Below are 22,099 nucleotides of genomic sequence, written 5' to 3' on the forward strand. Positions count from 1 at the left end.
GCGGGGGCGGAAGGTGGCCGCCTCTGTCGGGGGCGGATCGGTATGTCCTTCACCACGCTGCGGGTCCCGGCGCCCCGGGCACATGAGGCGCCGGTCCCGACCGTGTCCCGGCCGGATCCCGGTCGCCGGGGCGGGGCACCATGTCGTCCGCCGTTGCCGCGACCGCCTCCAGGCCGACCCGTAGGGTGTCGTGGCCGACCGCGGTGACGGTGTGGCCACCGAACACATGGGGCTGTCCCAGGGTGTCGAGAAGCACCATGCCGACGGTGCTGTCCGGGCCGTCCGTGACCTCCTGGGCGCCCCCGCCGTCCGTACCGCCACTGTCGGCCGCAGTACGCCGCAGGACTCCCAGGACGTCCTGCGCGGTGAGGGGTGCGGGAAGGACATCGGGAGCGCCCCAGCGCGCGAGCAGCTCCCGATGCGCGGCCTCTCCCCCGGCGTCGAGCAGTCCCAGGTGGCGGGCGCATCGGGCGGCGACCAGCAGGCCCATGGCGACGGCGTCGCCGTAGCGCAGGGCGCCGACGCCGAGTACGCGCAGCGCGTCGGCCACCGCGTGGCCGTACCGGAACACCCCGGCCGGGCCGTCCTCCAGCGGGTCGTAGCAGGTGAGCGCGGCACGCGCGTCGGCGCACAGGGCGATGAAGGAGGCCAGCGCGCTCCTGTCGTACCGACCGTCCGGGCGCAGCCGCGCGCAGACCTGGTCATAGGAGGCGGGACACACCGACAGAACGTTCCTGACCAGGGCGTACAGCCCGGGCCTGACGGCGCCGGGTGCCAGCGTGTCGAGGAACTCCAGTTGCGCGCGGACCAGCACGGGCAGGCGGCGCGGCCCGTCCGGGCCGACCAGCGACAGCGCCGTGTCCAGCGCGGCAGGCAGCGTGGTCGGCAGCAGGAGGGGGCCACGGCGGGTATGTGCGGCCCGTCGGTCGACGGCGTCGAGGACGCCCGTGCCGCCGAGGGCGACGATGACGGCGTCGGGAGGGATGTCGTCGGTCCGGACGGTGTCCGTGCCCGATGCCCACACCAGGCTGGTGGGCGCGGCCGCGCCGAGGTGGTGCAGGACGCGGTGGGTGTGGACCGCCGGGACGCCGTGGTCGCAGACGACCACGAACCGGTCGGCCTCCAGCCGCCGGGCGATGCCGGTCAGCTCGTCCCACGAGGCGGGGCCGGCCCGTACCTGCAAGGGAAAACGGGCGAGGCCGGAGCCGATGCTCCGGTCGAGGGCTACGGGTGAACGGGAGGAGAGCATGAGGGACTCACAGACCGGGCACTGCCCCAGGGTTGCCGGGCGCGGCCCGAGGTTTGGTCGATGCCCTCTTACCGTCGGCGCCCCCGGGCCCCGGACACATGAGGCCCCGGCCCTGTCGTGGCCCCATCGTCCGGTCCCAGACCCCTGGCGCGGGTGCCGCGAGCCGGCCCCTGGCCGGGTCGTCGCCTTGGCCCAGCCGGTGAGTCATCGCCGTCGGCGCGCGGGGCGCGCGGGCCCGACCGGGGTGTTCCTGATAGGCAGTCGCGGTGAGCAACCCCGTATCCGCGCGCGAAGCGGACGACTCCGGCCTCGGCACGTACGGCACCGGGCGCGGCCTGCCCTTCGCCGTGGCGGCCTACGCGTTCGTCGTCGCGATGTGCGGCACGACGCTGCCCACTCCCCTGTACCGCATGTATCAGCGGGAGTTGGGCTTCTCCTCGTTCATGGTGACGGTGATCTACGCGGTCTACGCGGTCGGTGTCATCGTGGCGCTGCTCCTGCTGGGGCAGTTGTCGGACTCCGTGGGCCGACGGCCGGTTCTGCTCGCCGGGCTGGTGCTGTCGGCGCTGAGCGCGGTGTGTTTCCTCTTCGAGCGCGGGCTGCCGGAGCTGTTCGCGGGCCGGGTGCTGTCGGGGCTGTCCGCGGGCCTGTTCACGGGAACCGCGACCGCTGCCGTGGTGGAGCTCGCCCCTCGGCGGTGGGCCGCGTCCGCCACCCTGATCGCCACCGCGGCCAACATGGGCGGCCTGGGAAGCGGGCCGCTGCTGGCGGGCCTGATGGCGCAGTACGCGCCGGACCCGCTCCGGCAGGTGTTCCTCGTGGACCTGGCACTCGTGGCGGCGGCCGTCGTCGGCGTGCTGCTGATCCCGGAGACGGTACGGGACCGGGACGGTGCGTCGCGGCGCCCCCGACGCCTGCGCGTGCCGCCGCAGGTGCGCCCCGCCTTCGTCCCGGCGGCCATGGCGGGCTTCGCCGGGTTCGCCACCATGGGCCTCTTCACCTCGGTGGCACCGAGCTTCCTGAGTGAGGTGGTGGGCGTGAGCGAACCGGCGGTTTCCGGCACGGTGGTCTTCACGGTCTTCGCGGCGTCGACGGCCGGTCAGCTGCTGATGGGACGGGTCGGTGTCCGCCGCGCCCTGCCGTGGGGCTGCGTGATCCTCGTGGCGGGCATGGCGCTGATCTCCGCCGCCCTGCTGACGGCCTCCCTGCCCCTGCTGCTGGTGGGGGCGATCACCGCGGGCGCGGGGCAGGGTCTGTCGTTCAGGGCCGGTGTCACCGAGGTGAGCGAACACAGCCCGCCCGAACGGCGAGCGGAGATCACTTCCGCGTTGTTCGTCGTGCTGTACGTGGCGATCTCGATCCCCGTGGTCGGAGTGGGAATCATGGCCGTCACGCTGGGCCTGCGCCAGTCGGGCCTGATCTTCAGCGGCTGCGTCGCCCTGCTGGCGGCTGCCACGGCGGTGCTGCTGTGGGCGCGGCCGGTGCGGCAGGACGCTTGAGGGGGACCCGGCCCATGGGGGTCGGGCATGGTTCATGCCACCGTGAGGAGGATCTTGCCCCGGGTCCGGCCGGACTCGCTGGATGCGTGGGCCCGAGCGGCGGCTTCGAGGGGGAGAACCTGCTCGACGGCGACGCGCAAGGCCTTTCGGTCCACGAGGGCGGCTATGTGTTCCAGATCCGTGCCCGACGGGGTGAAGCCGAGTTCGACCAGGCGCAGACCACGCGCCTTCGCCTGCGTGCGGAGCGCGGTGCGGTCCGGGCCGGTACCGCGTACGTCCACGAGCACACCGCCGGGAGCCAGCACCTCCAGTGAGCGCGGGCCGTAGTCGCCGCTGATCGGGTCGATCACGATGTCGATCCCGCTCAGCCGCTTCGCGAAGTCGGCTTCGGTGTAGTCCACGACGTCATCGATGCCGAGATCTTGGAGGAAGGCGTGGTGGGGGGAGCGAGCGGTGCCGACGACGTACGCGCCGTGCGCCTTGGCGATCTGGACCGCGAGATGGCCGATGCCGCCTGCTGCGGCATGCACGAGAACACATTGGCCCTCGCGGACCTGTGCCGTGCGTACGAGGGCCTGCCATGCCGTCAGCCCCGTGACGGGAAGCGCCGCGGCGTGCACGAGGTCGAGCGCGGCCGGGGCGGGAGCCAGCGCGGTTTCGGGTACCGCCGCATACTCGGCGTACGAGCCATGGGGCGGGAAGGCAACCCCGAAGACGCGGTCGCCCGGCCGGAACCGGGAGACCTCCGGGCCGACCGCCTCGACGGTGCCGCTCAGATCCAGGCCGAGCGTGAACGGCGGCTCACCGAACCGGCGCACCTCGCCCGAACGGATCCGCCAGTCGGCCGGGTTGACCCCGGCAGCGCTGATCCGCACGAGCACATCGTGAGCGCGCGGCTCCGGCCTGGCTACCTCGACGAGTTCGAGGACCCCGGGGCCTCCGTAGGCGTTGAGGTTCACGGCGCGCATGGTGCTGGCCACAGGAGCTCCTCCTTGAATGTCCGATCGCTCCGAGCGGGCGACGATCTTCATCCTCGAAGGAATGGGTATCGGTTGTAAAGTAGGCACCTTTTTGGTACCTAGGTACCTCATGGATACCACCTCGAAGCACTCTTCCGCGGAGCCGCACGCGAGTTACCGCAGCGATTGCCCTTCTCGGACCGTCGTCGAAGTGCTGGCCAACAAGTGGTCGATGTACGTCCTGGCCGCGCTGCGGCGCGCGGAGGGCCCCATGCGCTTCAACGAGCTGCGTCGGCTCCTCGACGGGATCACCCAGAAGATGCTCACGCAGACCTTGCGCACCCTGGAGCGCGACGGTCTGGTCGAGCGCACGGTGTACCCCACCACCCCGCCGCGCGTCGAGTATGCGCTGACCGAAGTCGGCGTCGCCGCAGGCAGACTGACCACCGCGATCGCCGACTGGTCGTTCGAACACGCTCGGGAGATCCTGGCGGCCCGCGCGGACTTCGACGCGCGCTCCCGCCTCCCCGCCGAACCCGTCAGGTGACGGCGCTCTCACGTTACCTGTAGGGGCGTTACGGATCGCACGAGGCGTAGCGGCCCAGCTGCCTCTCGCAGGCGTCCTGGGCGGCGCGGGACAGCAGACCCCCTGAGCGGATGAACAGACGGTGGAGCGGGGCACCATGGCGTGCGGCGAGTTCCGCGTTGTGGGCCATCACATCGAGCTCATTGGCGGCGGTGATCTCCAGGAACGCGCGCAGGTCGGTCTCGTCCGGCGCGTGTTCCGCGCCGGTGAAGCGATCCCGGAAGATCACCGGCTGGACGCCTCCGAGCCGCGGGTAGACCGCGCCGCGGTCGCAACTGGCGTACAGGTGGACGAGCGCCTCGGCCCTGTCGCCGATCAGCTCGGCGAGCACGGCTCGTTCGGTGACCGGCAACAGCGTCTCGTCGAAGCCGTCGGTTCCGTACGTCGCGTGGCACAGCCCCGCCGCCTGGATCCAGGGCTCGGCTCCCCACTCGGCCAACAGGCCGCGTACCCGGCCGAGGTGCTCCAGAAGCGTGCCGCCCGGGTGGGGCATCCGCGCAGCGCCCCGGTCGCGCAGGAAGGCTTCCGCTCGTGACCAGGATGCTGTTCCAGCGCCGTCAGTCATAGTCACGAGTTATAGTCGTGACGTGACTGTGCAGGCAACCCCGCCCGGCGAAGTCCCCGCCGACGAACTCGCCTTCAACTTCCGCTCGGGCCGTCTGTGCCTGGCCTTCGTGGCCACGGTGGGCGAACGTTGGCGCGGCGGCTACGAAAGGCTGCGTGAGCCGTCCGATCTCGCGCGCTGGTACCGAGAGGCGGGCGTACTCGACACCCCGGTGAACGTCACACTCACCGGACTGGACGCGGCACGGGACCTGCGCGAGGCGATCCACCGCCAGGCGCGAGCAGTGATGGGCGGTCAGATCTCCGCGCCCGAGGACGAGTTGGTCATCAATTCGGCCGGCTGCGCCCCACCGCTGATCCCCGTCCTGCGCTCCGGGCACGCCTATCTGACCCTCCCCTCCCTGGGAGCCGAGCAGGCCGCCCTCAGCACGCTCGCGCGCGACGCGATCGACCTCTTCTCCGGCGCCGCCTCCGGACGTATCCGCGAATGCGCCGGCCCGGAGTGCGGTCTGCTCTTCGTCGACACCAGCCGGCCGGGCAGCCGCCGCTGGTGCTCCAGCACGGCCTGCGGCGGCAAGGAGCGGGCCGCCGCCTACCGCCGCCGCAAACGCACCGAGTGAGCGGGCGGAGCCCGGCCCATCACCGGGGACAGGCAGGCTTGTTGCTGTTCAACTCACCAGCCCCGGCGTGAAGTAGTCGCGCAGATGAGCGATCTTCCCGTCGCGGATGCGGAAGATCTGGACCAGCGAGACGGTCACCTCCCCTCCGTCCCCTTCTCCGCTCCCGCCCAGGACCGTGTCGATCTCGGCGATGAACACATCGGGATCGTCGGTGATGTGCAGCACGTACCGGGACTTCTCCACGTTCGGCGCTCCACCGCCACCCGTCTGCCGCTCGTAGTACGCCGCCATCGACCTGCGGATCTCCTCGCGCCCCTCCATCCGCTCGGGGAAAGCCGCGTCGGCAGGCACGAGCGGTGCCTCCAGGACGCCGTCCTCGGTAAACAGTTCGGCAAGGGCGTCGGCGTTGTGCGTCAGTGAACCGGCGTAGACGTAGTTCCTGAAAATTTCCTGTGGGGAAACGGACACGGCGGGCTCCCGAGACAGGTAGAACGGACAGGAAGGCCACCTCATCACAGGAGCGTTCACCACAGAGCGAACTCTGTGAGCCATCACCCGTGGCCGCCCTCAGGGAACCCCAGGAGGTGACGGGAGTCTCAGTCGATGCTGTGGCAGCCCCGGGCTGAAGGGCATCCGCGTTCGACTGCGGATGGGGCCCGCAGACGAACAGGCCCGATGTGGGGTAGATCAGAACTCAAGCCATTATCAAGCGGAAAGAGAAGTCCTCTTATGACGCACATCGTCCTCCCCGGCCAGCGCCCCGAGGGGCGCCGCGGCTTCGAGATCGTCCTCTCCAGCAAGATGACCGGCCAAGCGGCTTCCTGGGTGGAGACCCGCCAGGGCCCGGCCTGGTCCGGCCCTCCGCTGCACACCCACGCCGAGTCCACGGAGACCTACTACGTCGTCTCCGGCACCCTCTTGGTCCAGGTCGACGACGAGGTCGTGGAGCTGCGCCCGCGCGCTCTCGCCCACATCACCAGTGGCACGCGCCACACCTGGGCCACTCCGCCCGGCGAGGGCGCCCACTTCCTCACCCTCCACATGCCCGGCGGTTACGAGGACTACCACCCGACCGCCCTCCAGGCCGAGAAGGACAACGGCGGCCCCCTCACCCAGGAAGACCTTTTCAAGATCGCCGCCCGCTTCGACTGGCGCCCCGCCGGCGACACGCCGATGCGCCTCACCCCTGACGGCCGCCTCGTCCCCGCCTCCCAGGCCGACGACGAAGCCGCCCGCCTGCGCGAGGAATGGCTGGCCGCCCAGGGCGAGACCGCCGAGATCACCCCCATCCACGACGCCGGCTTCTACGTCACCAACCAGCCCGCGTAACCCACGGCACGACGCAGATGCCAGGGGCCTCACCTTGCCGGGTCCCTGCCGGGCTGAGGGCGGTGGTGCGCTTCTCCGGCGGGCGCCCGCGCCCGTACTGACGGGCTACCGGCCTGCCGCACATGACACATGGTCCTGGCCGCGCGGCGCCTCCGGCAAGCGCTCCCGCCGCGTGGCGGACGAGGTGAGCGCCGTGCGCCGCCGCGCCCGTACGACGTCCGGTATCAGCGTGACGAGGGCGAGCACCGCCGCCCCCGCCCCCAGCCACAGCGGCGCCCGGAGTCCCTGGAGGTCGATGGCTGCTCCGCCGAGGCCGGAGCCGATGACGACGCCCAGCGTGATGAACGAGGAGTGGACGGTGTTGACGAGGGGGCGCGCGTTCGCCGTGCGCTGCACTCGGCTGATCATCGCCGGGTTGAGGGTGACTCCGACGAGCCCGATGCCCGTCATGGCGAGGACGGCGGGGATCTTGTGGTCCGCGAGCAGGGCGAAGGCGGTCAGGAACACGATGTTCAGGGCGAGTCCGGCCACCAGTACCGGGATGGTGTGGGAGTCGGCGAGACGGGCGACGACCGCGTTGCCGGCGACCGTGGCGGCGCCGTACACGAGCAGGAGCAGCGGGACGGTGCCGTGCGAGAAGCCGCTGAGGTCGGTGAGGATCGGCGTGAAGTAGGAGAAGGCCGAGAAGGTCGCGCCGATGATGAGCGTCGAGGTGGACAGGACCAGCCAGAGCCTCGCGTTGCGGAAGACGGTCAGCTCGGCACGGAACTCGCCCGCCCCGTCGGCGTGTTCGAGGGAGGGCACGGCGAGCGCCGTGGCGACGGCGGCGGCGACGGTGACGGCGCCGACCGCGACGAAGCCGGCGCGCCAGCCCCACTGCTGGCCGATGAGCGTGGAGAGGGGCAGCCCGAGGAGGGTGCCGACCATGAGGCCCTGCATGGCGACGCCGATGGCACGGCCGCGTACGTCCGGCGAGGTGATCTGGGCGACGACGGAGAGGGCGACACCGAAGAACCCGGCGGAGGCCGTGCCTGTGATGAGGCGGGCAGCGAGCATGACGCCGTAGCTGTCGGCGGTGGCGGCCAGGACGTTTCCGGCGAGGAAGACGGCGAACAGCGTCATCAGCGCCGTCTTGGGGCGCAGCCTGAGAACGGCGACGGTGGCGAACGGGCCGCCGATGGCCATGGCGAGGGCGAACGCCGTGATGAGGTAGCCGACTTGGGCGATGCTGACGTGCAGGTCCTCGGCGATCTGCGGCATGAGGCCGCCGACCAGGAACTCGCTGGTGACCATGGCGAAGATGCCGAACGCCATGAGGTGGACGGACTTGGGCACGGGAAACAGCCCCCCTGTTCTGTATTGATCAGTCCAAAATTCGGGCATGGTGAATGCCGACCGGGTACGAGAAGTGCGCCCCGACAGGAACGGACAGCGGGTAGTCAGCGGCCGAGCGCGTCGGCTCCGGCCGCCATGATCTGCTCCAGTGCGGCGCGGTCGGCGCCGGCCTGGGCGGCGATCCGCATTCCGGCGATCACCGAGGTGAGATACCAGGCGAGCCCGGCGGCATCGCGCGAGGAGCTGATGGAGCCGTCCCGCTGCCCTTCCTCGATCACGGCACGGAAGGAGCTCAGGCGCCGCTCCAGGTCCTTGGCGAGGAGCCGGGCGACCTCGGGGTCGGTCTCCGAGACCGGCTCGGTGAAGGTGTTGACCGTGAAGCAGCCGGCGGCCCGTCCGAGTTCGCGGTTCTCCATCTCCCCTTCGAGGAGCATCGCGAACAGCGCCCGGATCCGCTCCAGACCGCTGCTCCCCTCCCCGTCGAGGAGGGCGACCTGACGGCCCGTCATGGTGTCGATGTAGTGGGCCAGCGCGCGCCGGAAGAGGTGGTCCTTCGAGGTGAAGGTGTTGTAGATGCTGCTCCGGCCGAGACCGGTGGCCTCGCACAGGTCCTGGGTGGAGGTGGCTTCGTAGCCCTTCGCCCAGAAGGCCTGGCAGGCCGCGGCCACCGCCTGCCGCTCGTCGAACTGCCGTGGTCGCCCCATGGACAGAACGCTAACACGTTTTGGAACGGTCAGACCAAAACAGTGGCCGCCAACCGTCCGCCCGGGCCGTGCTCAGCACCGCCCGGGCGGACGGCCTCCGGCTCGCCCTCGGATACCGCCGTCAGATGCGGTGGACCGTGTGCAGCTTCTTGGCGTACGTGCCCGTGCCGTCGAGCAGCGAGGCGCCGCCCAGGTCCGCCATGGTGGGGCCGTTGCCCGTCTTGCGGCTGGAGAGGAAGCGGCGCTTGCCGTCCGCGTCCGCGCCCAGGTAGATGCCGACGTGGTCCACGGTCACGGTCGGGTTGTCGTCGCCGGAGTCGGCGTTGAACAGCACCAGGTCACCGGGCTGGAGCAGCGTCGCGGCGGGCGGGTTCGTCCCGTCGGTCCGGTCGATGCGCACACCGGGCGCGTAGTCGACCATGTGCCGGGACTTGCGCGGGATGCGCGTGCGGGAGGTGTCCTCGCCCGCGGCCATGGGTACGCCCAGGTGGTAGCCGTACACCATGCGCGTATACCCGGAGCAGTCGAGGTTGCCGACCTGCTTGCTGGACGGGCCTGTGTAGGTGCCGTCGGGGAAGGTCCAGACGGTGTTCATGTACTCGTGGAAGTCGGCGCCCTCGTAGCGGTAGCCCTGCGGGTCCAGGTAGCCGTAACCCGCCTCGCCCAGGACCTGCTTGTCCTTGGCGGGACCGGAACCGCTGACCACGGCGGGGCCGTCGGCCAGGAACATCGCCGCGTACGCGAGGACGTCCGGCGCCGTCGAGCCGGCCCAGGAGCGGATGGTCTTCTCCAGCTCCGGCGTCCAGTTCCCGTCGAAGGGCTCGGGCAGGACCCGCACCCAGTCGCCGTGGGTGACGCTCGGCGGCGTGGCCCAGGTGGACTCGTCGACCTGGAAGCGGCTGACGGCGAGCTTGACCGGCAGGTTGGTGCAGCCGTCGTTGGCCAGGGCGCGCAGGCCGACCCGGCCCTTGCCGAAGGTGGCGTCGCTGACGTCGACGGTCCAGGCGGCCGGTTCCGTGGAGGCCGTACGCCAGGCCTTGACCTGGATGCGGGTGCCCTCGCGGCGCACCCGGATCGTCCAGTCGGTGCCGGCGGCCACGCCCGTGGCGAGGGTGAGGGCGGTCGAGTTCGGCAGCAGGTCGACCTTGTCGGCGACCTCCTTCTCGACGCGCAGTTCGACCGCGCCGGTCGTCAGGAAGGACAGCCGGGCCCGGTAGTTGTTGCTGGTGTCCTGGTAGCCGAAGGACAGCGCGTAGGAGCACGCCTGGCCGGTGGGCACCTTGTCGAAGCGCGCGACGGACCGCACGTCGAAGTCCGTGATCTCGCCGTCGCGAAGGGTGGCGTGACGGCTGGCGAAGTCGGTGGTGAGGGCGATGACACCGGCGCCCGGCACGACCGAGTAGTCGGTGTCCGCGGGCCCGAGGGTCGACCAGCTGCCGCCGCCCGGGGAGGTGCCCCAGTACGAGCGGTCGGCCACCGGCAGCGACACGTCCGGCAGGGTGCGCCCGAAGTCGTCCACGAAGGCCTTCTTGTTCTCCGTGAACGTACGCTGCGGGCCGGGCAGGACGACGGTACGGGCGCCGTGCGTCAGCAGCGCGACGCGCTTGCCGCCGGAGGTGACCTCGGTACGGGCCGGGGTTCCCGACAGCGCGGCGGCGGTGAGCGGCGTGTTCAGCGTCAGCTGGCTGAAGTAGGACGCGTTCAGCGGCGGCAGTGTGACCGAGGAGCGCGGCGAGGCCAGACCGGCGGGCGCCGCGAGGGACCCGGTAGAGCCGGCGGAAACGGCGGCGCGCGCCGGGGCGGCGGCCAGACCGCTGAGCGGAACGGTGGCAGCCGATGCCGCGAAGACGGCGAGCAGGCTGCGCCTGGAGGTGTGGGACATGCGGGCCATCATGAGGCAGCGGGGGGTGGCAGGTGACACCGGGCCCCACAGGAGTCCGATGTGAGCGACTCGCCGGTTTGCGTATGTGCCCGAGTCGGACACCGGTGGGCAATCAGGGCCTTTGTTGCCCACCGTCGGGTGTCGCCGGGCGGGAGGCCTTGTCCTTCGTCCAGGGGCCGACGCCCAGCTTCGCCGTGGTTCCGAGGTCGAGTTCCGGGGTCACGATGGCGGTCGGCGAGCCGGGCTTCGCCGTCACCCTCACGTAAGGGACGTTCACTGGGGTGCCGGACTCGGTGGTGTTGCGCCACATCAGGGAGGCGTACGCCGCCTCTCCCGGCCGCAGTGTCACGGGCCGGGGCGGGGTGTCCGGGCCTCCGGCCGTGGAGATCGCGCCGGTGCCGTGGAGGATTCGTACGCCGGTCAGCGGCCGCCGCTTCTCGTCGAGGAGCTGGAGGCCGGGGTAGCCGTTGACCTTGACGACGCCGGTCCCGCAGTTGGCCAGGTGGAGTCCTACGACGCGGAGCCCCATGGCGGCATCGCCCTGGTCGGTCGTGACGCGCATCCCCGAGGGCGGGCACGTCCCGGCGGACTCGGAGGCCTCGTCCGCCGGGACCGCCCGCACCTTGCCGATACGCACACGCGCACCGCCGGCGGGGACATCTCCCAGCTCAAGGGTCTTACGTACGGTCCGGCCCGGTGCCACGGACGCCACTGTCCGGCGCGGGTTGGAGATGACCTCCCCGGAGCCGTTCCGGACCTCGAAGGAGATGGTGTACGTGAACGGCTCGGTCTCCGTGTTGGTGACCTCGAACTCGGTCGGCGCACTTGGCGACGGGCCGCAGCCCTGGCTGAGGATCGTCACGCCGTCCCGCTTCAGTTCGGCGGGGTCGCCGGTGGGCGGGCGAGAGGTGCACGTCGGCGAACCGGACGCGGCGCGGGAGCCGGAGGCGGCGTTCTCCGATCCGCATCCGGCGACGAGGACGGTGCCGGCGGTGAGGGCGCAGACGGCGAGGAGGGCGGCGGGACGCATGCGCCCACCCCATCAAAGAGCGGATCGCCCGGGCAATGAGGAAGACCACACGCTTTGTCACACTCGTGATACAGCGTCAGTCGCCGCCCGCCCCGTTCAGACCGTCCGCACCTCCAGGACCGTCACCGAGTACGGGGCGAAGGTCGCCGTGAAAGCGGGTGTGATGCCGCCGACGGACCGGCCGTGCGGGATTACCGCCTCCGGGTCGGCGAGTGTGTTGGTGGCCTTCCTGTCCGCTGCGGCCAGGACCGTGACGGCGCCGGTCGACTCCGTGCGGGCGACCCCCTGCAGGGAGACGGCCGTCTTACGGGCCGTGCCGCCCGTGTTGACCACCGCGAGGTAGATGCGATGGCTGCCCGGGTCGTGGGTGGTGACGACGTTCAGGCCGGGCAGCGCGCGCACCTCGGTGGGCAGCACCACCGTGCCCCGTTGGGTGCGCAGCATCTGCTGTGCGTAGTAGCTGGGCGAGTTGTAGCTGGTCAGGCCGGAGTACGCGATGAGGTTGGTGGCCCAGGTGTTGTCGTTGACGTGGCTGAACAGCGGCGCGTACGACTCCATCAGGACCTGGTCGGAGTTGCGGATGAGCCCGGCCAGCCAGGACGCGTCGCCGAGCGCCGCGTCGAGGTCGGGGGTGGGGCGGCCCTCCTGTGCGGCCCACTCCCCGACGAACACCTTGGGGCTGCGGCGGTCCCTGCCGTCGTATTTGTGGGAGCCCGCCTGGAAGGCGGACGGCGACTGGTAGTAGTGCTCGTCGATCAGGTCGTACGGGCGGGAGGCGACCGGCGTCGTGGCGATCAGTTTGAGGGCCGGGTAGCGGGCCTTGATCGCGTCGTGGAAGGCGGCATAACGCTCTTCGTACGAGCCGGACTTGTCGAACCAGTCCTCGTTGCCTATCTCCACATACTTGAGGGGGAAGGGCGCCGGGTGCCCGTCGGCCGCGCGTCTGGCGCCCCAGGTGGAGGTGGCGGGCCCGGTGATGTACTCGATCTGGTCGAGGGCGTCCTGCACGAAGGGTTTCAGGGCGTCACCGGTGACGTGCGCGCCCTGCAAGGAGTATCCGGCGTACACGCACAGCAGCGGGGTGCAGCCCAGGTCCTCGGTCATCTGGAGGTATTCGGGCAGGCCGAGGCCGTCGGTGGACCAGTATCCCCAGGCGGAGTTGCGGTGTCCGGGCCGCTGCTCGACCGGGCCGATGGTCTTCTTCCAGTCGAAGCGGTCGGCGATGACGTTGCCTTCGAGGTAGTTGCCGCCGGGGAAGCGCAGGAACTTGGGCTGCAGGGCGGCGAGCTTCTCCATCAGGTCCACGCGCAGGCCGTTGCGCCTGCCCTTGTACGTCGGTGGGAAGAGCGAGACCTGGCTCAGCCAGAGCGTGCCGGCGGCCGGGGCGGTGACGACCAGGCGGGCGTTGAGGGTGGTGGGGGCGCCGGGTCCGGTGCGCAGGGTCAGCTCCTGCTTGCGCCACGAGTCGGTGAGCGCTCCCGTGGTCGCGGTGGCGTGGACCGTACCGTCCGTGCCGACGATCGAGACTGTCAACTTACCGGTGATGGAAGGCGACTTGGCGTAGACGGAGGCGCGGTAGGTGGTGGAGGGGCAGACTGGAATGCCCCAGAAGCCTTCGTTGGCGACGCCGTCTCCGGCGGCGGTGACGGTGACGCGCAGTGACTGAGTGAGGGCTTGGTTGAGTGGCTGGCCGGTGTCCAAAGCGAAGGTCGCTCGGCCTACGGTGAACCAGTGCAGCGGTGTGGTCGCGGCCATAAAGCTGCGGTTGTTGACGAGTTCGGCGTAGAGACCGCCCTCGCCGCTGTGGTTGATGTCCTCGAAGAAGATGCCACCGAGTTCCGGGCTGACCACGGGGCCGGGGCGGGTGGTGTCGACGGTCAGCAGCGGCCGGGTGGAGTCCACCGGCACGCCCGCGAGGGTCGCGGCCTGCTCGGCGGTGAGGGCGCTGTCGAAGACCTGGACGTCGTCGATGAGGGCGTGCGCCTGATCGACCTCGGCGCCTCCGAAGAGGCCGCGTCCGACGGCGGTGGCACCGGTGGCGCGCCAGCCACCGGCGTAGGGGACCTCGCCCTCCAGGACGCCGTTGACGTAGAGGCGGATGGCCCCGGCCGCCGTATCGTCGACGCCGAGGAGGTGGTACCAGATACCGGTCGCGGGGGCGAAGGAGGCACCGGCGACGGCGGCGGAGGCGTTCGCCGAGGTGGCGTCGGACGGCAGCCGCGCGAAGGCGAACGCGCCGGTGTCGTCCCGGAGTTGCAGGAAGAAACCGCTGACCTGGGCGCCGTCGACGGAGACGAAGGTCTGGTACCCGGTGGTGGCCGTGAGCCGGACCCAGGCCGAGACGCTGAAGCTCTTCGTGGTGTCCACGGCGGGGCCGCGAGCGGTGGCGTTGCCGCCCGCCGAGACGTCGAGGCTGGAGGCCCCCGACTTCGCGGCTCCCCAGCGCGCACCCGCGTCGAGGGTGAGCGTGCGGCCGCCGGCGCTGTCGGCGGCGGTGGCTCCGGCCGTCTCGTCGAAGGCCCAGTGCGCGACGGGCGCGGGGAGCGCGTCGGCCGCCCGCGCCGGGGAGGCCGCGAACGCGGGGCCGACCGCTCCGGCCAGCGGCAGTGCGCCGAGCGCTGTGACGATCGCTCTGCGGCTGGGCCCGGAGCCGGGTTGCTCCGTCGGTCCGGTGGGGGTGCGTGAGGTCATGCTGAACTCCTCAACTCTCGGTGCGAGTTCGAGATTTCGGACAGTGTTCTGCATTTCGTCGCTACTGCGCCGCCGGGAGCATTCCGCTTTCCCCGCCCCCGCGTCAACACCTGAGGCGGGACCGGGCCGTTGCGGAGCACGATGATCGACACCGGCTCCGGAACGGTTCCCGCGCGACCCATTGACACCCGCGACCGCACGTCATTACCGTCACGCCAACATTTCGAACGTGTGACGAAATATCGAACGCCATGGGCCGCAGCCTCGGGAGCAACTGCCTTGCGAATCACGGGAATCAGCACACACGTCGTCGGGACTCCCTGGCGCAACCTCACGTACGTCCAGGTCCACACCGACGAGGGCCTCACCGGAGTCGGCGAGACCCGGATGCTCGGCCGCACCGACGCGCTCCTCGGCTATCTGCGCGAGGCCGAGGCCAACCACATCGCCGGATCGGACCCGTTCGCGGTCGAGGACCTCGTGCGCAGGATGAAGTACGGCGACTACGGGCGGGCCGGCGAGATCGTGATGTCCGGCATCGCGGTCGTCGAGATGGCGTGCTGGGACATCAAGGGCAAGGCGCTCGGCGTCCCCGTATGGCAGTTGCTCGGCGGGAAGGTGACGGACCGGGTCAAGGCGTACGCCAACGGCTGGTACACCACCGAACGCACCCCGGAGGCCTACCACAAGGCCGCCCGGGCGGTCGTCGAGCGCGGCTACCGGGCGCTGAAGATCGACCCGTTCGGCACCGGCCACTTCGAGCTCGACCACCAGCAGACCCGGTACGCCGTGTCGCTGATCGAGGCGGTGCGGGACGCGATCGGCCCCGACGCGGAGCTGATGCTGGAGATGCACGGGCGGTTCTCACCGTCCACGGCGGTGCGCCTGGCCCGCGATCTCGCACCGTTCGAACCCGCCTGGCTGGAGGAGCCGGTGCCGCCGGAGAACCTCAAGGCCCTGGAGAAGGTCGCCGCCAAGGTGGACATCCCGATCGCGACCGGCGAACGCATCCACGACCGCATCGAGTTCAGGGAGCTGTTCGAGTCGCAGGCCGCCGACGTCATCCAGCCCGATGTGGGCCACATCGGCGGCATCCTGGAGACCCGTAAGCTCGCCGCGACCGCCGAGGCGCACTACGTGCTCGTCGCCCCGCACAACGTGGGCGGCCCGGTGCTCACCGCCGCGAGCCTCCAAGTGGCCGGCTGCACCCCGAACTTCAAGATCCTGGAGCACTTCAACGACTTCGCGGACGCGGAGATCAAGAAGGTCGTCAAGGGCGCCCCCCAGGTGGTCGACGGCTACTTCGAGCTGCCGCAGGCCCCGGGGCTCGGCGTCGAGCTCGATGTGGACGCGGCCGCCGAGTTCCCCCAGCAGCAGGCCCGGTTCGACCTGTGGGCGGAGGGCTGGGAGAAGCGCGCCCCCAAGGCCTCGGGAGCGGCGGGATGAGCAGGCGCGCGAGCGAGGCCCCCGTGGGCGGGCTCATGAGCAGCGGCGGGGCGGCGGATCCCGGCGGCGGCCGGGAGACCAGCCGCGCGATCGTCGTCGACGCGCCCGGCACCCACCGCCTGGTCACCGGGGAGCGCCCGCGGCCCGGCCCCGGCGAGGTGCTCGTCCAGGTCGCCGCCGCCGGGATCTGCCTGAGCGACCGCGAGGTGTACGACGGCCACCGCGCCCCCGGCTATGTGCGCTACCCCGTCACACCCGGCCACGAGTGGTCCGGGACCGTGGTTGCGGCCGGGCCCGGCGTCGATCCCGCACTGGTGGGGCGCAAGGCGGTGGCCGAGGGTTTCCGTTTCTGCGGGACCTGCGAGCGGTGCCGGGCCGGGGACACCTCCCTGTGCTCCGCCGCGTACGCGGAGACCGGCTTCACCCACCCCGGCGCCTTCGCCGACCATCTGGTGGTGCCCGCCCGGCTGCTGCACCCGCTGCCTGACGACGCGGACCTGCGCGGCGCGGCCCTGCTGGAGCCCGCCGCCGTGGTCGCCGCCGCCGTACGGGCCGCCGCGCCGGAGGCGGGCGAACGGGTCGCGGTGGTCGGCGCGGGAACGCTCGGGCTGCTCGCGGTCCAGTTCCTGGCCGCCTCCTCCCCCGGCGAGCTGGCCGTCGTCGACCCTCGGCTCGAACGGGCCGAGCTGGCCTGCCTCATGGGCGCGACCGAGGCCCGTACGCCCACCCTCTCCCCCGAGGTGCGCGGGCGCTACGACCTCGTCGTGGAGACGGCCGGTGCCCGCACCACCGCCGCCGACGCCTGCCTCCTCGCCCGGCGCGGGGGCCGGGTCGTCCTCACCGGGATGTTCGCCGAAGGCGCGCTGGGCATCGATCCGGTGCACCTCTCGGTGAGCCAGCTCACCGTGCGGAGCGTCTTCGGCGCCCCGTCCGCCGCCTGGTCGTTGGCCGTACGGGCCTACAGCACGGGCCTCATCGACCCGGCGGAGCTGATCACGCACGAATTCCCGCTGGAGCGGTACGCCGATGCTCTGGCGCTGGTCGGAGGCGGTGACCCCAAGACCGGAAAGGTACTGCTGCGCCCCTGAGGCGCGACCTCGCGCCCAGCGGCCGCGGTACCTCCGCACACGTATCTCCGCACACCCAACGACCCGAACCTCGTTCGATATATCGAACGAGCCGAACGACCTCGTCTCGACCCTCACCTCTCGCCCTCTCGCCCTCTCGTACAAGGAACCCGCCTGTGACCGACGCACCAGCCACCGCCCCCGCCCCGGGCCCCGAGGGCCCCCGCCGCCCCGGCGAACCGGCCCTGGCGACACTGGGCCTGGCCGCCCCGCACGGCAACCCCGCCGACTCCTCCCCGCACACGTTCCCCGACGGGGGCACCTGGCGCACCGAGATTCCCTCCGTCGAGGGTCCGGAGGCGCTCGCCGTCGTACTGAAGGAGTCGTCCCGCCTCGACGTGCCCGTCCACCGCGTCAGCCAGGGCAGCGGTGTGTGGATGCTCTCCGATGCCGAGATCACCGAGATGGTGGAGGGCTGCGCCGAGCGCGACATCGAGCTCTGCCTGTTCACCGGGCCGCGCGGCACCTGGGACACCGGGGCCTCCGCGCGCAGCGACTCGGGCGGCGCGGGACTGCGCGCCCGCGGCCATGACGCGCTCGCCGGATGCGTCGAAGACGCGCTGCGGGCGGCCGAGTTGGGGGTGCGCTGTCTGCTCGTCGCGGACGAGGGCGTGCTGTGGAGCCTGCACCGGATGCGCGAGCGGGGCCTGCTGCCCGCCGACACCACACTCAAGGTCTCCGCGCTGATCGGCCCGGTCAACCCGGCCTCGGTGGCCGTGTACGAGCAGCTGGGCGCCGACTCCGTCAACGTCCCCTCCGATCTGACACCTGCTCACTTCACCGAGGTCCGGCGGGTGTCGAGGGTCCCGCTCGACCTCTACATCGAGGCGCCCGACGACCTCGGCGGCTATGTGCGGATGTACGAGGCGGGCGAGCTGATCCGCCGCGCCGCCCCGCTCTACCTCAAGTTCGGCCTCTCCCGGGCGCCCGGCATCTACCCCTACGGCGCCCACCTGCGCGACACCGCCCTGGACACCGCCCGCGAGCGGGTGCGCCGGGGCCGGCTCGTCCTCGATCTGCTCGCCCGCCTCGGCGCCGACGGCGGTATGTCCCCGCTCGGCTCCCGCCGCCCCGGCCCCCTGAACCGCTTCCCCGTGAACCCGAAGGACTGATGACCATGCGCCGCACCCGACCAGCCGCACTCGCACTCGCACTCGCCGGAATCCTTTCCCTCGCCCTCGCCGCCTGCGGGCAGGACAGCGAGGGCGGCGGCAAGGCGACACCCAAGGGCGGCAAGGGAGCCACGATCGGCATAGCGATGCCGACCAAGTCGTCGGAGCGCTGGATCGCCGACGGGAACAACATGGCCGCGCAGTTCCGGGCGCTCGGATACAAGACCGACCTCCAGTACGGCGAGGACAGCGTCGACCAGCAGGTCGCCCAGGTCGAGAACATGATCACCAAGGGGGTGGACGCCCTGGTGGTCGCGGCGATCGACGGACGGGCGCTCGGCGACGTCCTCAAGCAGGCCGCCGACCAGCACATCAAGGTGATCTCCTACGACCGCCTCATCCTCGGCTCCCCGAACGTCGACTACTACGCGTCGTTCGACAACGAGAAGGTCGGGGTGCTCCAGGCCACGTACATCATCGACAAGCTGGGCCTCAAGAACACCCCCCAGGGCAGCGGCGAGCAGGGCCCCTTCAACATCGAACTGTTCGCCGGATCCCCCGACGACAACAACACCCGCTACTTCTTCCAGGGCGCCCTCAAGACGCTCCAGCCCTACATCGACAAGAAGCAGCTCGTCGTGCGCAGCGGCCAGAGCCGACTCAACCAGGTGACCACCCTTCGCTGGGACGGCGCCACCGCGCAGAAGCGCATGGACGACCTCCTCACGAAGGCGTACTCCACCGAGCGCGTCGACGCCGTCCTCTCGCCGTACGACGGGATCTCCATCGGCATCCTGTCCGCCCTGCGCTCCGGCGGCTACGGAAGCGCCGCCAAGCCGTACCCGGTCGTCACCGGGCAGGACGCCGAGGTGGCGTCCGTGAAGTCGATCATCGCGGGAGACCAGGCCCAGACCGTCTACAAGGACACCCGCGCGCTGGCCAAGCAGGCCGTGCAGATGGCCGACGCGGTGCTCACCGGAAAGACGCCCCAGGTCAACGACACCAAGACGTACGACAACGAGAAGAAGATCGTGCCGGCCTTCCTCCTCAATCCGGTCAGCGTCGACAAGTCCAACTACCGGGCCACGCTGGTCGATTCGGGCTACATCAAGGCGAGTGACCTGAAGTGAGCGCACCGGACATGGGGGCGCCCGTCCTGGAGATGCGCTCCATCGTCAAGACGTTTCCCGGCGTCCGGGCGCTCTCCGACGTGTCCCTCACCGTCGCGCCCGGCGAGGTGCACGCCGTCTGCGGCGAGAACGGTGCGGGCAAGTCCACCCTGATGAAGGTCCTCAGCGGCGTTCACCCGCACGGAAGTTACGAGGGCGACATCCTCTTCCGGGGCGAGCCCTGCGCGTTCAAGGACATGAGGGCCAGCGAGGCGCGCGGCATCGTCATCATCCACCAGGAGCTGGCACTCGTCCCCTACCTCTCCATCGCCGAGAACATCTTCCTCGGCAACGAGCACGCCAGGCGCGGGATCGTGAGCTGGGGCGAGACGCTCAAGCACGCTGCGCGCCTGATGAAGAGGGTGGGCCTGCGCGAGCATCCGCAGACCCGGGTCGCGGACATCGGGGTCGGCAAGCAGCAGCTCGTGGAGATCGCCAAGGCCCTCTCCAAGGAGGTGCGGCTGCTCATCCTGGACGAGCCGACCGCCGCGCTCAACGACGAGGACAGCGCCCATCTCCTCGGCCTCATCCTGGAGCTGAAGGCCCAGGGCATCGCCTCGATCATCATCTCGCACAAGCTCAACGAGATCGCGGCGGTCGCCGACTCGGTGACCGTCCTCAGAGACGGCAGAACCATCGAGACCCTCGATGTGAAGGCCCCGGAGACCACCGAGGAGCGCATCATCCGGGCCATGGTCGGCCGCGACCTCGACCACCGCTTCCCCGAACGCACCCCCTACGCGGGCGATCCGGGCGCCCACCCCGCCCTTGAGGTGCGGGACTGGACCGTCCACCACCCCATCGACCAGCAGCGCAAGGTGGTCGACGACGTCAGCCTGCACGTCCGGCGGGGCGAGATCGTGGGCGTCGCAGGCCTGATGGGGGCGGGCCGCACCGAGCTGGCCATGAGCGTCTTCGGCCGCTCCTACGGCCGGGGCATCAGCGGCACGGTGTGGAAGGACGGCCACCGAATCCGTACGAGGACCGTCCCCGAGGCGGTGGGCCACGGCATCGCGTACGTCACCGAGGACCGCAAGCACTACGGCCTCAACCTCATCGACACCATCAGCCGCAACATCACCCTGGGCGCCCTGGGCAAGGTGTCCCGGCGCGGGATCGTCGACGAGCACGAGGAGCGGCGGGTCGCCGAGTCGTACCGCACCTCCATGGGCATCAAGGCGCCGACCGTCTTCGAGCCGGTCGGGCGCCTGTCCGGCGGCAACCAGCAGAAGGTCGTCCTCAGCAAGTGGATCTTCGCGGGTCCCGATGTGCTGATCCTCGACGAGCCCACGCGCGGCATCGACGTGGGCGCCAAGTACGAGATCTACACCGTCATCGACCAGCTCGCGGCCCAGGGCAAGGCCGTCGTCTTCATCTCCTCCGAACTGCCCGAACTCCTCGGCATGTGCGACCGCATCTACACGATGGCGGCCGGCCGGCTCACCGGCGAGGCCGCCCGGGCGGACGCGACCCAGGAAGTACTGATGCGCCTCATGACCACGAACGACATGACCACGAACAAGAGGTAGCCGAAATGGGTCCGGTCACCACCGACGCCGCACCGAGCACCCCGAGGACTCCCGAGCCACCGCGCTCCCCGGCCGGGGCGCTGCTCCTGGACGCGGCCCGTCGCAACATGCGCCAGTACGGGATGCTGGTCGCGCTCGGACTGATCGTCGTGCTGTTCCAGATATGGACCGACGGCGTCCTGCTCAAACCGAACAACGTCACCAACCTGGTGCTCCAGAACAGCTACATCCTCGTCCTCGCCATCGGCATGGTGATCGTCATCATCGCCGGTCACATCGATCTGTCCGTCGGCTCACTGGCGGCCTTCGTCTCGGCGGCGTGCGCCGTGATGATGGTGGAACACCATGTGCCCTGGGTGCTCGCCCTGGCCGTCGCACTCGTCATCGGTGCGGTCGCGGGCGCCTGGCAGGGGTTCTGGATCGCGTACGTCGGCATCCCGTCCTTCATCGTCACGCTCGCCGGGATGCTGCTCTTCCGGGGCGGCACCCAGATCCTGCTCGGATCCCGCTCGCTCGGCCCGTTCCCCGAGGGCTTCCAGAAGATCTCCACCGGATACCTCCCGGAGGTCGGTCCCGACACCAACTACCACAATCTCACCGTGCTGTTGGGGCTGACCCTGATCGCCGTCGTGCTGGTCCAGGAGGTGCGCTCGCGGCGGCGCGAGCAGGCGTACGAACTCGATGTGCTCCCCCGTGGCCTGTTCCTCACCAAGTGCGTGGCGATGGTCGCCGCCGTCCTCGCCTTCACCCTCACCCTGGCCAGTTACCGGGGTGTGCCGGTGGTGCTGCTCCTGCTGGCCGCCCTGCTCATCGGGCTCGGTTTCGTGATGCGCAACGCGGTGGTGGGGCGGCATGTGTACGCGCTCGGCGGCAACCAGGCGGCGGCGAAGCTCTCCGGCGTCAAGGACAAGCGGGTCACCTTCCTGGTCTTCGTGAACATGGGGGTCCTCGCCGCCCTGGCCGGTGTCGTCTTCGCGGCGCGCCTCAACGCGGGCACCCCCAACGCGGGCGTCAACTTCGAGCTGGAGGCCATCGCGGCCGCCTTCATCGGCGGCGCCTCGATGAGCGGCGGCGTGGGAACAGTCCTTGGCGCGATCATCGGCGGCCTGGTGCTCGGCGTGCTCAACAACGGTATGTCGCTGGTCGGCGTCGGCACCGACTACCAGCAGGTCATCAAGGGTTTCGTCCTGCTGGCCGCGGTGGGCTTCGACGTCTGGAACAAACGCAAGGTCGGCTCATGACACACCATCACCTTCTGGAGGAGCAGT

Annotated in this window: 19 protein-coding genes; 10 read left to right on the plus strand and 9 right to left on the minus strand. The window is 70.7% G+C overall.

Annotation, left to right across the window (positions count from 1 at the left end):
• Positions 1–49 precede the first annotated feature (49 nt).
• A complete protein-coding gene (locus OG965_RS05135) occupies positions 50–1,249 on the minus strand; it encodes a hypothetical protein (RefSeq protein ID WP_371649558.1) in 1,200 nt (399 codons plus the stop codon).
• Between the two features lie 335 nt (positions 1,250–1,584).
• Here OG965_RS05135 and OG965_RS05140 point away from each other — a divergent pair, with 335 nt between their 5' ends.
• Positions 1,585–2,748: an MFS transporter gene (locus tag OG965_RS05140; protein ID WP_371656847.1), complete on the plus strand. Its 1,164-nt coding sequence runs from the start codon at positions 1,585–1,587 to the stop codon at positions 2,746–2,748.
• A 32-nt stretch (positions 2,749–2,780) separates the two neighbouring features.
• On the opposite strand, the gene OG965_RS05145 is transcribed toward OG965_RS05140, so the two are convergent.
• Positions 2,781–3,728 carry an NADP-dependent oxidoreductase gene (locus OG965_RS05145; protein WP_371649560.1) on the minus strand — a complete coding sequence of 316 codons (948 nt, stop codon included), beginning with the start codon at positions 3,726–3,728 and terminating at the stop codon, positions 2,781–2,783.
• 190 nt (positions 3,729–3,918) lie between these two features.
• On the opposite strand from OG965_RS05145, the gene OG965_RS05150 reads away from it, so the two are divergent.
• On the plus strand, positions 3,919–4,254 hold the full coding sequence (locus tag OG965_RS05150; protein WP_371649562.1) for a winged helix-turn-helix transcriptional regulator: 336 nt from the start codon (positions 3,919–3,921) through the stop codon (positions 4,252–4,254).
• 28 nt (positions 4,255–4,282) lie between these two features.
• Here OG965_RS05150 and OG965_RS05155 read toward each other — a convergent pair whose 3' ends face one another.
• The gene (locus OG965_RS05155; RefSeq protein ID WP_371649564.1) at positions 4,283–4,858 is read right to left on the minus strand and encodes a DUF6817 domain-containing protein; all 576 of its coding nucleotides are present in this window, start codon (positions 4,856–4,858) and stop codon (positions 4,283–4,285) included.
• Between the two features lie 22 nt (positions 4,859–4,880).
• Between OG965_RS05155 and OG965_RS05160 the strand changes: the two genes are divergently transcribed.
• Complete coding sequence (locus OG965_RS05160) at positions 4,881–5,477, plus strand: ABATE domain-containing protein (RefSeq protein WP_371649566.1); 597 nt, start codon at positions 4,881–4,883, stop codon at positions 5,475–5,477.
• A 48-nt stretch (positions 5,478–5,525) separates the two neighbouring features.
• On the opposite strand, the gene OG965_RS05165 is transcribed toward OG965_RS05160, so the two are convergent.
• Positions 5,526–5,945 (minus strand): nuclear transport factor 2 family protein, encoded by a 420-nt coding sequence (locus OG965_RS05165; RefSeq protein ID WP_371649568.1) that lies wholly within the window; start codon positions 5,943–5,945, stop codon positions 5,526–5,528.
• A gap of 261 nt (positions 5,946–6,206) precedes the next feature.
• Here OG965_RS05165 and OG965_RS05170 point away from each other — a divergent pair, with 261 nt between their 5' ends.
• Entirely contained in the window at positions 6,207–6,806 is a 600-nt protein-coding gene (locus tag OG965_RS05170) for a cupin domain-containing protein (protein WP_371649570.1), read from the plus strand.
• A 105-nt stretch (positions 6,807–6,911) separates the two neighbouring features.
• Here OG965_RS05170 and OG965_RS05175 read toward each other — a convergent pair whose 3' ends face one another.
• The 5 genes from OG965_RS05175 to OG965_RS05195 form a co-directional block, all read right to left on the minus strand.
• On the minus strand, positions 6,912–8,141 hold the full coding sequence (locus OG965_RS05175; protein WP_371649572.1) for an MFS transporter: 1,230 nt from the start codon (positions 8,139–8,141) through the stop codon (positions 6,912–6,914).
• Between the two features lie 104 nt (positions 8,142–8,245).
• Positions 8,246–8,845, minus strand: coding sequence for a TetR/AcrR family transcriptional regulator (locus tag OG965_RS05180; RefSeq protein ID WP_371649574.1), 600 nt, complete (start codon positions 8,843–8,845; stop codon positions 8,246–8,248).
• Between the two features lie 121 nt (positions 8,846–8,966).
• Positions 8,967–10,727 (minus strand): NlpC/P60 family protein, encoded by a 1,761-nt coding sequence (locus OG965_RS05185; RefSeq protein ID WP_371649576.1) that lies wholly within the window; start codon positions 10,725–10,727, stop codon positions 8,967–8,969.
• A 112-nt stretch (positions 10,728–10,839) separates the two neighbouring features.
• Complete coding sequence (locus OG965_RS05190) at positions 10,840–11,757, minus strand: DUF4232 domain-containing protein (RefSeq protein WP_371649578.1); 918 nt, start codon at positions 11,755–11,757, stop codon at positions 10,840–10,842.
• A 96-nt stretch (positions 11,758–11,853) separates the two neighbouring features.
• The gene (locus OG965_RS05195; protein WP_371649580.1) at positions 11,854–14,448 is read right to left on the minus strand and encodes an alpha-L-arabinofuranosidase C-terminal domain-containing protein; all 2,595 of its coding nucleotides are present in this window, start codon (positions 14,446–14,448) and stop codon (positions 11,854–11,856) included.
• A gap of 279 nt (positions 14,449–14,727) precedes the next feature.
• Here OG965_RS05195 and OG965_RS05200 point away from each other — a divergent pair, with 279 nt between their 5' ends.
• The 6 genes from OG965_RS05200 (at position 14,728) to mmsB (ending at position 22,072) form a co-directional block, all read left to right on the plus strand.
• A complete protein-coding gene (locus tag OG965_RS05200; protein WP_371649582.1) occupies positions 14,728–15,894 on the plus strand; it encodes a mandelate racemase/muconate lactonizing enzyme family protein in 1,167 nt (388 codons plus the stop codon).
• 35 nt (positions 15,895–15,929) lie between these two features.
• On the plus strand, positions 15,930–16,982 hold the full coding sequence (locus tag OG965_RS05205; RefSeq protein WP_371656848.1) for a zinc-binding dehydrogenase: 1,053 nt from the start codon (positions 15,930–15,932) through the stop codon (positions 16,980–16,982).
• A 155-nt stretch (positions 16,983–17,137) separates the two neighbouring features.
• Positions 17,138–18,133, plus strand: coding sequence for a hypothetical protein (locus tag OG965_RS05210; protein ID WP_371649584.1), 996 nt, complete (start codon positions 17,138–17,140; stop codon positions 18,131–18,133).
• A gap of 5 nt (positions 18,134–18,138) precedes the next feature.
• A complete protein-coding gene (gene chvE, locus OG965_RS05215; RefSeq protein ID WP_371649586.1) occupies positions 18,139–19,263 on the plus strand; it encodes a multiple monosaccharide ABC transporter substrate-binding protein in 1,125 nt (374 codons plus the stop codon).
• Positions 19,264–19,274: 11 nt separating this feature from the next.
• Complete coding sequence (mmsA, locus tag OG965_RS05220) at positions 19,275–20,831, plus strand: multiple monosaccharide ABC transporter ATP-binding protein (RefSeq protein ID WP_371656849.1); 1,557 nt, start codon at positions 19,275–19,277, stop codon at positions 20,829–20,831.
• A gap of 5 nt (positions 20,832–20,836) precedes the next feature.
• Entirely contained in the window at positions 20,837–22,072 is a 1,236-nt protein-coding gene (gene mmsB, locus OG965_RS05225) for a multiple monosaccharide ABC transporter permease (RefSeq protein ID WP_371649588.1), read from the plus strand.
• Positions 22,073–22,099: the final 27 nt, after the last annotated feature.

The sequence above is a fragment of the Streptomyces sp. NBC_00224 genome, assembly GCF_041435195.1.
Classification (GTDB): Bacteria; Actinomycetota; Actinomycetes; order Streptomycetales; family Streptomycetaceae; genus Streptomyces.

Coding starts and splice junctions, on each gene's coding strand:
- OG965_RS05135 (WP_371649558.1), bottom strand. CDS start 1,249: ATGCTCTCCTCCCGTTCACCCGTAGCCCTCGACCGGAGCATCGGCTCC.
- OG965_RS05155 (WP_371649564.1), bottom strand. CDS start 4,858: ATGACTGACGGCGCTGGAACAGCATCCTGGTCACGAGCGGAAGCCTTC.
- OG965_RS05170 (WP_371649570.1), top strand. CDS start 6,207: ATGACGCACATCGTCCTCCCCGGCCAGCGCCCCGAGGGGCGCCGCGGC.
- OG965_RS05180 (WP_371649574.1), bottom strand. CDS start 8,845: ATGGGGCGACCACGGCAGTTCGACGAGCGGCAGGCGGTGGCCGCGGCC.
- OG965_RS05185 (WP_371649576.1), bottom strand. CDS start 10,727: ATGTCCCACACCTCCAGGCGCAGCCTGCTCGCCGTCTTCGCGGCATCG.
- OG965_RS05190 (WP_371649578.1), bottom strand. CDS start 11,757: ATGCGTCCCGCCGCCCTCCTCGCCGTCTGCGCCCTCACCGCCGGCACC.
- OG965_RS05195 (WP_371649580.1), bottom strand. CDS start 14,448: ATGACCTCACGCACCCCCACCGGACCGACGGAGCAACCCGGCTCCGGG.
- OG965_RS05205 (WP_371656848.1), top strand. CDS start 15,930: ATGAGCAGCGGCGGGGCGGCGGATCCCGGCGGCGGCCGGGAGACCAGC.
- chvE (WP_371649586.1), top strand. CDS start 18,139: ATGCGCCGCACCCGACCAGCCGCACTCGCACTCGCACTCGCCGGAATC.
- mmsA (WP_371656849.1), top strand. CDS start 19,275: ATGGGGGCGCCCGTCCTGGAGATGCGCTCCATCGTCAAGACGTTTCCC.
- mmsB (WP_371649588.1), top strand. CDS start 20,837: ATGGGTCCGGTCACCACCGACGCCGCACCGAGCACCCCGAGGACTCCC.